Annotated in this window: 7 protein-coding genes; 2 read left to right on the plus strand and 5 right to left on the minus strand. The window is 69.3% G+C overall.

Annotated features, from left to right (window positions below; all coding sequences use genetic code 11):
- The first annotated feature begins 71 nt into the window (after positions 1-71).
- Positions 72-2,636 (plus strand): hypothetical protein, encoded by a 2,565-nt coding sequence (locus KDL01_RS10010; RefSeq protein WP_212528119.1) that lies wholly within the window; start codon positions 72-74, stop codon positions 2,634-2,636.
- A 49-nt stretch (positions 2,637-2,685) separates the two neighbouring features.
- Positions 2,686-5,316: a PKD domain-containing protein gene (locus KDL01_RS10015; protein WP_212528120.1), complete on the plus strand. Its 2,631-nt coding sequence runs from the start codon at positions 2,686-2,688 to the stop codon at positions 5,314-5,316.
- 77 nt (positions 5,317-5,393) lie between these two features.
- Here the strand turns inward: KDL01_RS10015 and KDL01_RS10020 are convergent, their stop codons facing one another.
- From KDL01_RS10020 to KDL01_RS10040, 5 genes are all read right to left on the minus strand, one after another.
- The gene (locus KDL01_RS10020) at positions 5,394-6,275 is read right to left on the minus strand and encodes a DUF4436 family protein (protein ID WP_212528121.1); all 882 of its coding nucleotides are present in this window, start codon (positions 6,273-6,275) and stop codon (positions 5,394-5,396) included.
- A gap of 108 nt (positions 6,276-6,383) precedes the next feature.
- A complete protein-coding gene (locus KDL01_RS10025) occupies positions 6,384-8,633 on the minus strand; it encodes a multicopper oxidase family protein (protein WP_212528122.1) in 2,250 nt (749 codons plus the stop codon).
- A gap of 66 nt (positions 8,634-8,699) precedes the next feature.
- Entirely contained in the window at positions 8,700-9,008 is a 309-nt protein-coding gene (locus KDL01_RS10030; protein WP_212528123.1) for a hypothetical protein, read from the minus strand.
- A gap of 225 nt (positions 9,009-9,233) precedes the next feature.
- Complete coding sequence (locus tag KDL01_RS10035; RefSeq protein WP_212528124.1) at positions 9,234-10,958, minus strand: hypothetical protein; 1,725 nt, start codon at positions 10,956-10,958, stop codon at positions 9,234-9,236.
- A 218-nt stretch (positions 10,959-11,176) separates the two neighbouring features.
- The gene (locus KDL01_RS10040; protein ID WP_212528125.1) at positions 11,177-14,008 is read right to left on the minus strand and encodes a beta strand repeat-containing protein; all 2,832 of its coding nucleotides are present in this window, start codon (positions 14,006-14,008) and stop codon (positions 11,177-11,179) included.
- Between the last annotated feature and the right edge of the window lie 41 nt (positions 14,009-14,049).

A 14,049-nucleotide genomic window follows, 5' to 3' on the forward strand; every position in this document is an offset into this window, starting at 1 on the left:
GGGAATCCGGGGTGGGGTCGCTCGAGTGCCTCCTGAGTAATTCCCAGATCATCCTTTTTCAGGAGGAAATCATGTCGCGTATGCGACCGCGCCTCGGCGCCGTCGGACTCGCGGCTGCCGTTGTGGGAGCGTTCGCCGTACCGCAGGCTCAGGCCGCGACACCGGCTACTTCCAGCGGAGCCACCCTTTTCGTCAACAACGTCTCATCGAGCTGCACCGACAGCGGCACCGGAACGCAGGCCGCGCCGTACTGCAGCATCCAGGCCGCGGCCGACGCCGCCGCGCCCGGCGACACCGTCAGCATCGCCGGGACTCCGGGCTACTACGCTCCCTCCTACGGCGCCGTGACGATCACGAAGTCGGGCACCGCCGCCGCGCCGATCACCTTCGCGGGCACCGGAACCACCTACACCAGGACCGGTTCGCTCACGATCGACGGCAGCTACGTCGAGGTGACCGGGCTCGGCGCGGCGCAGAGCGGCACCTCGGCCTCCACCGGCCTCCGCGTGAACGGTTCGCACGTCACGCTGGACGGCGACCAGACCCAGGGCACGAACGCGCCGGCGCTGGTCTTCGGCGGCTCGGTCACCGCCGACACGGTCTCGCGCAGCGATATCTACGAGTACGGCTCCGGCAACGTCGTCCAGATCGCCTCGGGCGACAACGGCGTCGTGCTGACCACGAACCAGATCGACAACGTGGCCTCTGGCGAAACCACCACCGGCAGCGACGTCACGGTCTCCGGGGCCAAGAACACCGTGCTGACCGCGAACACCATCATCGTGCCCTGCAACACCGGCATCGCGGTGACCGGTTCGACCGGGACGAGCATCGAGAACAACGTCGTGGCCGGCCTCGGCGGATGCACGACCACCTTCACGAACCTCTCCGTCGACTCCGCGTCCGCGTCGTCGACGACGGTGGACTACAACGAGCTCTCGCAGATGACGGACAACATCGCTCCGTACAGCTGGGCGGGCAAGACGTACCCGACCCCGGCCGCGCTGAAGGCGGCCACCGGCCAGGGCGCGCACGACGAGGACGAGCAGTACATCGACACCACCACCTTCCAGATGCCCACCGGCGACGGTGTCGCCGACGGCAACCCGAGCGCTCCGGACGAGCTGAGCACCGACTTCTACGGCAACACCTGGCCGGGCGCCGCTCCCGACCGCGGCGCGGTCGCGATCGAGGACTTCACCGGGACCACCGTGCAGACCGGCGCGTTCGGACAGCAGGCCGGCGTCAACATCGCTCTGCAGGGCGTGGCCTGGGGCGAGAGCGACAGCTACTCGGTCGACTGGGGCGACGGAAAGGCCGACGTCGGCATGAGCCTCGGCGACGAGACGCCGGGGAACTTCAACGCCCTCGAGGACTCGCACATGTACGCCCGTCCGGGCACGTACACCGTCACCGCGATCATCAAGGCCGGCACGCAGACGGTCACCAAGACCGCCACGGTCACCACGACCGGCAGCACGTACGTGCCGGTGACCCCGACCCGGGTGCTCGACACCCGCAAGGGCCTCGGCGCGAAGCAGGCGAAGATCGGGGCCGGCGCCACCATCGCGGTCGACGTCACCAGCGGCGTCAGCGTTCCGGCGGGCCTGGGCACCGTGACCGCCGTGGTCATGAACGTGACCGCGGCCGACGAGACCGGCAACGGCGTCATCACCGCCTACCCCGACGGCGGCACGCTGCCGGAGGCCTCGAACCTGAACTTCTCCACCGGCCGCAACGTGCCGAACCTGGTCACGGTGAAGGTCGGATCCGACGACAAGGTCGACTTCCACAACGGCTCGAACGCGAGCACCGACCTGCTGGCCGACGTCGCCGGCTACTACGTGCAGGGCACCGGCGGCAGCTACTACGTGCCCAACACCCCGAAGCGCGTCCTCGACACCCGCAACGGCACCGGCGGCACCACCGGCGCGGTCCCGGCCGGCGGCACCATCTCGCTGAGCGTGCCGACCTGCAGCCAGACCACCTCCTCCGGCACCCAGACGGCCACCGCCGCGGCCGTGGCCATGAACGTCACCGCGGTCGCCCCGACGGCCAACGGCGTGGTCACCGTCTACCCCGACGGCGGCAACGTGCCCACGGCCTCGAACCTGAACTACAACAAGGGCCAGAACCTCCCGAACATGGTCGTGGTCGCGGTGGGCTCGGACGGCAAGGTCGAGCTGCACAACTCCTCGGCCGGCACCGTCGAGCTGGTGGCCGACCTCGAAGGCTGCTACTCCTCGCTGGGCGACGCCTTCGTTCCGCTCAACCCGGTCCGCGACCTCGACACCCGGTCCGGTCTGGGCCAGGGCTCGACGACCGGCGTCCCGGTCGGCGCGGGCAAGAACGCCCAGTACGTCGGCACCCCGAACGGCTTCAGCGACCTGTGGAACGCGACCGGCGTGGTCATGAACGTCACCGTCACGGACGCGAAGGCGAACGGTGTCATCACCGCCTACCCGATCGGCCCGAACGGGACCCTGCCGAACGCCTCGAACCTCAACTACCTCAAGGGCCAGACCGTCCCGAACCTGGTGATGGTCGCGACCGACGGCGTCACCCCGGTCAACCTGCACAACAACTCCACCGGCTCCGTCGACCTGATCGCGGACCTGTTCGGATACTTCAGCTGAGGTGGCCGATCCCATGAGCACATCCACACGAACCGAGGGAGGCACTCGCATGCGCAAGCGCAACGTCGCCGTGACGACGGCGCTGCTCGTGTCGGTCGGCTCGCTGGCACCCACGGCCGCTCACGCGGCCGCTGCCACGACGATCTACGTCAACAACGCCAACGGAGCGAACTGCTCCGACTCCGCCGCCGGCGCGGGCACCGCCGCCGCCCCGTACTGCACCGTGCAGGCCGCGGTGAACGTCGCGGGCGCCGGCCAGACCGTGCTGGTCGAGCCGGGCACGTACAACGAGAACGTCTCCATCACGCACGGCGGCTCCGCGGGCTCGCCGCTCGTCGTCGAATCCGCGCAGTCGCAGCAGGCTCAGGTCGGCTACGCCACGGGCTCGATCGTCGTGGCCGCCGCGACCGCCCCCGCCTTCACGGTCTCCGGCACGTCGTACGTGACCGTCTCCGGATTCGCGACGAACGGGATGAGCGGTCTGGCGGCCAAGGTCGACGGCTCCTCGAACGTCACCGTCAACGGCCTGCTCGTCAACGACTGGACCACGGGCCTGGGCAACGACGCGCCGGTCATCCAGGTGACCGGCGGCAGCTCGGCCGTGACCGTCAGCCGCAACACCGTCAACGCGAACTCCTACCCGGCCCTGATCCAGGTCGACTCCGGGAGCACGGGGAACTTCGTCACCACGAACGCGCTCAACGGCTACAGCGAGGGCGTCGTGGTGGACGGCTCCACCGGCAACGCCGTCACCAGCAACACCATCGAAGACATATGCGACGAGGGTGTCGCCCTGACCGGAGCCTCCACCGGCAGCACGATCGAGAACAACATCGTGCAGAGCCTGTCGGACGACACCTCAGGCAACTGCGCGAAGACGACCGCGACCGCGGCCGGCATCAACGTGGACAGCGCGGCGACGACCGGGACGAAGCTCGACTACAACATCGTCTACGTCTACGAGAACCCCTACGACTGGGCCGGCACGACCTACCAGCAGGCCTCCGACCTCGACAACGCGGTCAGCCAGGGCGCGCACGACATCAACGACGACCCCCAGGCCTACACGGTGCCCTACGGCGCCTCCCCGGCCATCGACTCGGCGGACGCGAGCGCGCCCGGCGAGCTGAGCACGGACCTGCTCGGCAACACCCGCGCGGACGACACGCAGGTGGCGAACACCGGGGCGGGCACGCCGACGTACTACGACCGCGGCGCGTACGAGCTCGAGGACCCGCTGGCGCCGGTCGTGGGCCTCGACACCGAGAGCGGCACGGTCCCCAGCGTCATCACCGCTTCGGAGTCCGGAGCGGACACCGGCTGGGCCCCGGTCACCTCGTGGAGCATCGACTTCGGTGACGGCTCCGCCACGGCGAAGCAGACCACGAGCACGCCGGAGAAGATCAGCCACACCTACACCGAGGCCGGCGAGTACACGGTGAGCCTCACCGCCACCGACGGCTACGGCGCGGACGGGCGCGGATCCACGACCACGACCGAGAAGGTCTGGATCCTCAACAGCAGCGTCTTCCACCCGGTGACCCAGGCGCGCATCCTGGACACCCGCAAGGGCACCGGCACCGGCGGCGTCGTCGCCCCGGTCAAGATGAACGCCGGAGTCGCGCTGAAGGTCGAGGGCGTCGACTCGATCCCGGCCACCGGCGTCAAGGCCGTCGCCTTGAACCTCACCGTGGCCGGGCCGACCGGCAACGGCTACGTCGAGGCCTACGCCGACGGGAGCACCCGTCCGACCACCTCGAACATGAACTACACCAAGGGTGAGAACCTCGCCACGCAGGTCATCGCCCCGGTCGGCACCGACGGCAAGATCGACCTCTACAACGGCATGACCGGCGGCGCCACCGACCTGATCGCCGACGTGGTGGGCTACTACGGTCCCGGCGCGGGCTACGGCGCCGGCGTCTTCGGCGGCCCGACCCGCCTGCTCGACACCCGGCACGGAGTCGGCACCGGCACCAACGGCAAGGCGGTCCCGGTCCCGGCCGGCGGCACGCTCAAGCTCACCCCGGACAACGCCGAGCAGTTCTTCGGCCCGAACGAGACGGCCGTGTTCAACGTGACCGTCGTCGACGAGAAGAGCAACGGCTTCCTGACGGTCTACCCGGACGGCGCCACCCGCCCGGGCACCTCGAACATCAACTTCCGCACCGGCCAGGCGATCGCCAACGAGGTGTTCGCGCAGACCGGTTCCGACGGGACGATCGACTTCTACAACGCCGGCACCGGCACGATCGACCTGATCGCGGACATCCTGGGCGACTACGACACCGAGGCCCAGTCGGGTTACGTGCCGATCAGCCCGGTCCGGGTGATCGACACGCGCAGCGGCAAGGGCGCGCCGAAGGGCGCGGTCAAGGCCTTCGGCACCATCAGCAACACGCTCACGGGTCTGGCCGGCGTGCCGACGACGACCCCGACCAACGTCGACGGCTGGGCCGCGACGGCGACCGTCGTCTCGCCGACGGCCAACGGCGACCTCGAGGTCTACCCCGGGTACTCCGACAACGCGCCGGGCGTCTCCACGCTCAACTTCACCGCGGGCGCCACCGTGGCCAACTCGACCATGATGGGGAACGAGGAAGGGCTCAAGATCTACAACCAGAGCCCGGGCACGAGCCAGATCCTGCTGGACGTCTCCGGGTACTTCTCGGCCTCGTGACCGGCAGATCGGCGAACGGCTGATCCGAACGACGAGGGCCGCGGGATCACTCCCGCGGCCCTCGCGCGTTTCTCCGCCTACTTCCGCTCCTGCTTCTCCACCTCGTGCAACGGCTCCCGCCTGCGCTCGGCCAGCGTGCCCCACAACACCGTCGAGACCACCCCCACCGCCGTGAGCAGCTCGGCCCAGAAGAACGCCGCGTAGTCCAGCAGGCATCCGATCGGCGGCGCCCCCGGCGCGACGTTGCGCAGCGCCGCCAGCGCGAACAGCGTCGCGGCCATCCAGCCGAGCGCCGGCCACACCAGGCCGCGCCGGCGTGAGACGAGGATCCAGGCGCCCGTGAGCACCGACAGCGCCAGCGCCCACATGACGATCATCATGAACACCGCCATGATCTTCGTCCCCTGAGCCCGCGTGAGATGCTCCACCTGGTAGACCACATGGTTCGTCGTGCGTGAGCTGACCGCGCTGAAGCGGAAGAACGGGTCGATGTCGCTGAACGTCATCGAGACCGGCACCTGAACCCCGTCCACGACGGCCGCGAACGCGAGTTCGGTGTCGTAGCCGTCGAACGGGTAGTCGGAGATCGTCCCGCCGTACAGGCTCATGTCCAGATCCTGCGCAGTCGCGGATCGGCCCGCCGGGAACTGGACCTCGGAGTGCGTGGGCGAGGTGGAGTACAGGGTGATCTGCTTCGCCGGCGCGTTCACCCCGCTGTCCTCGAGGAAGCTCCCCGTGGGCACCACCTCGACCCGCAGCTGCACCCGCCGCTGCGCCGCACTGACCTGTTGCGCCGTCACATACAGCTCGATCCGATCCGGCGCGGCCGTGTCCCCCACCACCGTCGCCTGGTGCTCCACCGCCCGCCCGTTCAGATACAGCAGGATTCCGGCGGCGCACAGCAGCGGCACGAGCAGCACCGCAGCCACCCGCCTGACCAGCACGAACCTGCCTCGCACCGCTCCAGTCTGGTCCGGCGCCGCCCCTGGCGCACCCGACCACCGTCGAACGGGCTAGGTCGTGTCCGCGCAGGAGCCGCGCAGGGGCCGCGCGGGAGGTCCGGGAGGTCAGCGCGTCGGCGCGTACGGGCGCATCATCTCGTTGTCCTCGTGGTCGATGATGTGGCAGTGCCAGACGTAGCCCGGTCCTCGGGTGGGGTCGAAGGGGAACAGGTTCTCTCCCGGCACGACGCCGCCCACCGGCGTCTCGGTGGGCGCCCAGCGGGCGATCACCCTGGTCACCTGTCCCGGCTGGGCGTTGACCGTGTCCTTCCAGCCCGCCTCGTTCGGCTCCGGCGGCATGACCGGCCCCTGCAGGTAGGGGCCGAAGGCCGGGTTGCCGCCGAGCGCCGCGTCGTGGTTCGGCGTGAGGTAGTCACGCGGCGATCCGTACCCGGGGATGATCACGCCCGGCTCGTAGCGGACCTCGCCCAGGGTGCCGTCGCACTTCTGCCCCTCGAAGGTGCCGCCGGGGAACTGCGCGCCCCACGCGGCGAGGTAGGCCTCGGCGTCCACCTTCTGTCGGCCGACCAGCTGGAACTGGATCAGATGGATGTGCATCGGATGCGCGAACATCGAGGCGTTGAGGATCTCCCAGACCTCGGTGGAGCCGACGCGCGGGCGCTCGGTCAGCCACAGGCCCTGGCCGTACGCGTCGGGCCGCGAGCCGGAGACCGGGGTTTCGGTCCCGGAGCGCAGGCCGGTGAAAGAGCTGTTGTTGACCAAGGCGATGAGCGTTCCGCCGACCTCGGGCGGAATGGCGCAGGCCCGCGTGTCCTGCTCGCTGAGCATGAGCTGGCGCTTGGCGTCGACCCGGACTCCCGGGCTCACCTCGCCGCGGTCCGGGTCGGCGAGCCGGGCGATCGGCGCCGGCCGCCCCGGGCCGCCACGCAGCGGCTCACCCGTGGCCGGGTCGTACGTGGCGTCCCGGCCGGAAAGCGGGAGACACACGTCGATACGCATGATCTGCCCGTCCAACGCCGGGTCCGGGAGCGTTCCGGTCGGGAACGAGTGGACCGCGTTGTTGGTCAGGATCAGCGAGCAGCCGTCGAGCCCTGAGAAGTCGATGATCAGATCGGCGCGTTCGGCGGGCGCGAGGTCGAGCCGTTTCGCCTCCGGCCGACCCGGCGTGTTCAGCTCCGCCGGCCGGTCGAGCAGTCCGCCGTCGGTGCCGATCTGCCAGAACGCGGCCGCCGACGGCGCGCAGCTCAGATCCGCGTTGTGCGCCTCGGTGAGGTTCATCGACAGGTACCTGCCGTTGCATCCGTTCAGGACGCGGAAGCGGTAACGGCGCGGTTCGACGGCGAGCACCGGCCAGGTACGGCCGTTCACGACCATCGCGTCACCCTGGAACGCCGGAATCCAGTACGGATGCGCCGCCTGATTGGGCGGCCCGCCGACCAGGCCTCCGGAGGCCGCGCTGTCGGGGAAGAGCAACTGGCCGTCCGTGTCGAACTGCCGGTCCTGGATCGCGATCTCGATCTCGTACGGGTCGGCCGGAAGTCGCAGGGGGTTGTCCGGCCGGCCGGTGTCGTACCGGTCCCGTACGAGGTAGAAGGCGGCGAGGCCGGCGTACACGTTGAGCCGGGTGATGCCGAGGGCGTGATCGTGGAACCAGAGCGTGCAGGACGGCTGCGCGTTCGGATACCGATAGACGGCCTCGTTCGGCGCGCCCGGGCCGAAGGACTCGTACCCGGGTCCGCGCCGGCCGTCCGCGGTGAACCAGCCCTGCGGTCCCCCGTCGGCGCCGGAGTGCACCTCGCCGCCGTGCAGGTGAGCGACGGCCGGGAACGGACCGCGATAGGGCCGGGTGGAGTCCATCCGGTTCAGCGGGTCGGCCCAGTGGATCGTCTGGTCGACCGTGAGCAGCGGTGCGACCCGGGAACCGCCGTCGACCCCCGGCAGCTTGTTGACGTAGCGGACAGTGGTGGGTCGCCCCGACCATGCCTCGACGGTGTAGCCCGGCCAGCTCGCGGGCCGCCCCGCCACCTGGTATCCCCACACCCAGGTGCCTTCCGCATACGCGCTCGGATACATCGAGGGCGGGAGCACGTGCTGCGCGAACTCGACGAACGCGGTCGTCATCGAGGACGCACGGACGCGCTTCCCGCTGAAGGTCGGGAGGCTCTCGACATACTTGGGGATGTTCGCGCCAGGCAGCGGGGTCTGCGGCCGAAGCACCGACGCCGCCGCCGGTGACGGGCTGACCAGCGTGTCGAGCGTGGTGGCGGTCGCGAAGCCGAGGCCGCCCGCGACAAGCAGCCGCCGACGGCTCAGATCCGGCGCGGCAGACGGGTGATCGGTGGTTTCATCCGACAAGGCGGGCCTTCCCGGGAAGGTGCGGCACAGCCCGCCGACCAGGTCGAAGCAGGGCCCATACCGACGTCAACCCTTGAGTATGCTTACTTCACCGTGAGTAGCATAGGGCCTGCTCCGCGAAGTCGCGGGAACCGCCGCCTCGTGGCGTGGCGTGCGCCGGTCAGCGCAGCCCGGCCCAGCCGGCGAGATCGCGACCATGGACAGACGGACGCCCACGGATGCGGCGAGGGCCGTGAACAGGCCGGCCGCGACGATGCCGCCGGCGTTCGCATGACCGGCCGTGACCTTTCCGACGGCGCTGGCCGCTTCCAGGGTGACGGCGCCGACCGTCATGATGCGTTTGTGGAGCGGAGCCCGGATGACGGTGAGGTTCACACGCGCGAGCGTCCCATGCCCACTCAGCCCTCGTACAGTGGTTTCCGGCCACCGCGCCGCCCCTGCCGCCGAGCTGCGATCCCTGCCGCGTCGAACGCTGGAGGGCCGGTAACCGTCGACTGGTCACCGGCCCTCGTCACGTGGAGCTTCTGGTACTTATTCGAACACGTCTCCGCAGTTCACGTGGTCGTGCAGGGATCTTCTCCGGTCGTTACCGGGTACTTGTCACTGCGCGTAGACGCCGAGTTCGTCGAGGATCAGGTTGGCCTGACCGTGGCCGCTGAGGTAGATCCCCGAGTCGAGGGAGTCCTCGCCCAGCTGCGTACTCCACTTGGAGTCGGCCACCGTGCCGGTCGAGACGATCGCCAGGTTCGGGACGGTCTGGCCGGCCAGGTAGTTGATGTTCGACGAGCCGGTGGACGGGGCCTGGCCCGGGTTGTACGGGTAGAGCGACAGGAAGCCGTTGCCGGTCGGCGAGACGATGGTCGCGTTGAACACGGCCGCGGTGGTCGGCTGCGAGGCCGGGGTCACCGGGAACGGCGTCTGGACGCCCGTCTTGATCGTGCCGAAGTTCAGGCCCAGCAGCGCCAGCTCCGAATTGCCCGAGCCCCGGGTGTCCAGGTACCGCTCAGGCCAGGCGAACGGAACGTAGGAGCTCGCCCCGGTCACCGCGTCCTTCGTGTAGTAGCCGGTCACGTCCCCGATCAGGTCGACCGCGCCGCGGCCGGAGTTCGCGAAGGTGATGTCGCCACCCGTGCCGATCGGCACGATGGTCATGTTGTTCGTCGTCGAGCCGGCCGGGTAGTTGAGGCTGGAGACCGTCGGCACCGACCCACCCGTCGGGTAAGCCGTGATCAGGCCGTTGTTCTTCGCGCCGACCGCGGTCAGGTTCATCGCGACCGCCGTCGCGTCCGCCGGGATGGTCTTGCCGTTCGCGACGTTCAGCGTGACGGCCGAGTTCGCCTGGATCTGCCCCTTGGCGACGCCCGTTCCGTAGCGCGTGTCCAACATGCGCGTCGGGGTCAACGGCACGTAAGCGCTCTGCGTCGACGCGGTGTAGTAGCCCGCGACATCCGCGATCACGTTCACCGTGCCCTTCGACGCGCCGTTGAGGAAGTCGACGACACCGTCCTTGCCGACCGCCGCGATGACGAGATTCGCGACGTTCTGGTTCGCGCGGAAGTTGAGGTTCGAGGTGATGATGCCGCTGGAGAGGTTGCCGGACAAGTCCTCGTTGGGCAGGACCGACAGGAAACCGTTGGCAGTGCCCTCGGTCACGGTCACGTTGAGCACGACGGCGGTGACTCCCGCCGGGATGGTGTCCCCGACCGGGCCGGCACCGACGACCTTGAGGTGGCCGAACTTGCCCGCGGCGATCGGGCCGGAGATCCCCGTGCCGTTGCGCGTGTCCAGGATCCGGGTCGGACCGTAGGGCGTGAACTGCGAACCGGTGGCCACGACGGTGGTGTTCGTCGCCGAGTCGCCGGCGCCGTCGTCGATCACGGCCGAGACGTTGTATACGCCGAGCGCGGCGTACGTGTGGTCGAGCGTCGGCAGGCCGGCGGTGTCGAGGTCGGCGGCATTGACCGTCGAGGTGCTGGTCGTGCCGTCACCCCAGGTCACCGTGATCGTCGCGGTGCCGGTGCTGAAACCCTCGGGCAGCAGCAGGAGCTGGACGCTGTGCGAACCGGTCTGCCCGCCGTAGATGAGCAGCTGCATGCCCGGATTCGGAGTCGCGCTCGCTCCGTGGGCGGCCGTGGTGCGGTGATACACCGACTGCGACGCGGGGCTGCTGAAGTTGAAGTGGTGTGCCTTGACGAACGACGACCAGTTGGAAGCGGTCGCGGCCGCGGCCTGCGTCGAGGTCGCGGCCTCGGCGAACGTGGGCACCAAGGCCATGCCGATCGAGCCGATCACGGCCAGCGAAAGCACCAGCTTGCAGCTTCTCATTGTTTCTCTCCCCTGAAGAATCCGCGCTCCCGAACGCGGACGTTATATCAGGCGATTGTATTGAGCCGACCTGGCCCTCATGTGCCTCTCATGTCACGATCCTGCCACAGCACGTGCCGTGGCGGGACGCGCCCACGGGCCGGACGCACGGTCGGCCAGGGCTTGTGCCCTGGCCGACCGTGCGCCGCGGATCGTTCGGATCGTTCGGATCGGACGGATCAGCTCCCGTAGTAGCCGAAGACGTCCACGACCACCTGGGTGAGTCCCTTGCTCGCGTTGTCCACGTCGAACTCGCCGTTCGTGGACCCGAGCCCGACGGTGATCGCGTTCTGCGTCTGCTGCCCGGCGAGGAAGTTGAGCACCGAGGCGGTCGGCGCGGTGGACCCGTCGGCGGGGAACACCGTGATGAAGCCGTTCGCCGTCGGAGACACGACGGTCAGGTTGGCCGCGACCGCGCTCGCCCCCATCGGGATCTCGATGCCCTTGGTGGCACAGTCGAGCGGCGGGCAGACGCCGGCGATCTCCGCCGGGATGGTCTCGTCCGCGCCCAGTGCGCCGATGAAGTCGAGCGAATTGCGCGAGTCCACACTGCGCTCGGGATCGATCGGGACGAAGTAGTCGCCCGACCCGGTGGTGAAGTAACCGTCGAGGTCGACCACCAGGTCCGCCTGCCCCTTGCCGCTGTTGGTGAAGTCGACGTATCCGTCCGCACCCACCGACACCACGACCTCGTTCGGCACCGTCTGCCCGGCCAGGTAGTTCACGTTCGACGTGGCCGGCGTGGCACCGCCGTCGGGCGCGGCCGTGACGAAGCCGTTTCCGGTGGCGTCCACCACGGTCACGTTGAACATCGCCGCCGAGATCCCGGCATACGAGCTCAGCTTCACCTTGACCGTGCTGCCGGCCGGGACGACCGCCGTCTTACGGGTGTCGAGCACCCGTGTCGGCGAGATCGAGTGGTAGCCGGAGTCGCCGGTCGCCGAGTAGTAGCCCTCGAGGTCGGCGATGACATGGGTCTTTCCGGTGCTGACGTTGGCCAGATCGACGTATCCGTCCGCCCCGACCGCCACGATCACCGTGTTGGCGACGTTCTGGTCCGCGTGGAAGTCGACGTTCGAGACACCCGGCAGCGCCGAGCCGTCCGGGCAGGCGGTGATCACCCCGGACTTGGTCGCCTCGGTGGCCGTCACGTTCAGCGCGACGGCGGTAACCCCCGTCGACGGAAGGCCGTCCACGCCGGCGATCTTCAGCCGCACCTGTCCCTCCGGAGCGACGGCGCCGGCCGCGGCCACGCCCGTCCCGCTGCGGGTGTCGAGGATCCGCGTGGGGGTGACCGGGGTGAACTCGGTGGCCGCGGTGCTGAAGGTGTCGGTCGCCGTGCGCTGATTACCGTCGGAATCCGTCAGCGTCGTGGTGACCGTGTACGTCCCCGGCTGCGCGTAGGTGTGGTCGAACAGGCAGCCGGTCACGTTCGCGACCGAGGGCGCGGTGCCGTCACCGAAGTCGACGGAGCACTTGGAGATGGTCCAGCCGTCCGTGCTCGTCTCGGCGTCGACCTGCACGCCCTCCGCGCCTTGGGCAGCGACCGTGACGTTCGGCGTGAGGGGCGTGTCGGCCACGACCTTCACGGTGAAGGCCGTCTCGGCGAGCATTCCGTTGACGGAGTCGATGCGCACGGAGCCGGTGTAGGAGCCGGTGGCCGAGAAAGCGTGCTGGGCGCTGCACATGCCTGAGGCGTCCGGCGTCACCGTGACCGGCGCGCTTCCGTCGCCGAAATCGTAGGTGCACGTGAACGCGTTGCCCCAACCGTCCGAGGCCGTCACCGCGTAGGTACCGACACCGCCGACCGGCGCCTGCTCCGGCCAGTTCGCCGCCGGGGCATTGGAGATCGACTCGACGGTCTCCTCGTCACCGCGGTCGTAGTAGCCGAAGGTGCCCGTCCCGGTGTTCGCCACGTCGGGATCATCGTTGCGCGGGCGGTCGAGGATATCGGTGGACAGTTCGCCCGGTGCGTCGGAGTTCGCCGAGTCGATCGACGCCGTAGCCGTGCTCAAGTTCGAGTCGTGCGACCCCTGACCGGTCGCCGCGTCGAGGGCGGCGGACTTGCTGTAGAAGGTGCCGGCCCACGAGTACACCTCGGTCCTCGAGCCGTTGAGCGCCATGTCGTTGTAGTCGGCGCTCGTGCCGCTCGCGGACGCGGCGTCTACCGACAGAGACACCTCGTCGGCGTTGGTCGCACCGCAGAGCGTGGGCTGCGTGGACAGAACCTGGGCGACGTTGTTCTCGACCGAGCCGGAGGTCGATCCGTTCGTCAGACCGATGGCGGTGCCACAGGAGCTGCGGAACGTATTGCTCGTCACGTCAGAAGAGGTCGTCCCGTTCAGGACGACTCCCGAGCCGATCTGGTCCACCATGTAGTCCGTCGTGATGACGTCGTCGGAGCCGCCCTGGACCGAGACGGCGCCTCCCGTGGTCGTGCCGGACAGGTAGTCCCGGCTCAGCGTGATCGACGAGGAGCCGGAGCCGATCGCGACGATGGGCGCGCTCTGGTCGCCGGTCATCGTGACGTAGGTGCTGTCCACCGTGTCGTCCGTCGATCCGGTCACCGCGACGGCGTTGTTGTTCGACTGCTCCGTGATGCGGAAGCCCTGGATGGAGACGTGGGACGCGCCGTCCAAGGTCACCGCGCTCGATGACGTCGCCGTGATGGCCGCGTAGGGCGCCACCAGCGCGATGCCGGTTCCGGTCGTGGCCTCGACCGTGATCGGAGCCGCCGCCGTGCCCGAAGCGGTCACGGTGAACGGAGCGTACGTGCCCGGACTCACCGTCACGGTGTCGCCCGGCGCGGTCGCCGCGGTGACCGCGGCCTGGATGGTGCAGTACGGCGTCGTGGCGCTGTCCGTCGTCGAGTCCGAACAGTCCGCGGCGGCCGCGTTGTTGACGTAGAAGCTGCCCGTCGAGTCCGCCTGCGCCACGACCGGCCCGAAGGCCGATCCCGCACAGACGAGCGCCGCGGTGGCGAAAGCCACCCGGCGCTGATGTGAAGGCATTCGTGTACCTCTCCCCGGAGAAAACTGCGTGGCCGCCGACG

The organism is Actinospica durhamensis (genome assembly GCF_018139695.1).
Taxonomy (GTDB): domain Bacteria; phylum Actinomycetota; class Actinomycetes; order Streptomycetales; family Catenulisporaceae; genus Actinospica; species Actinospica durhamensis.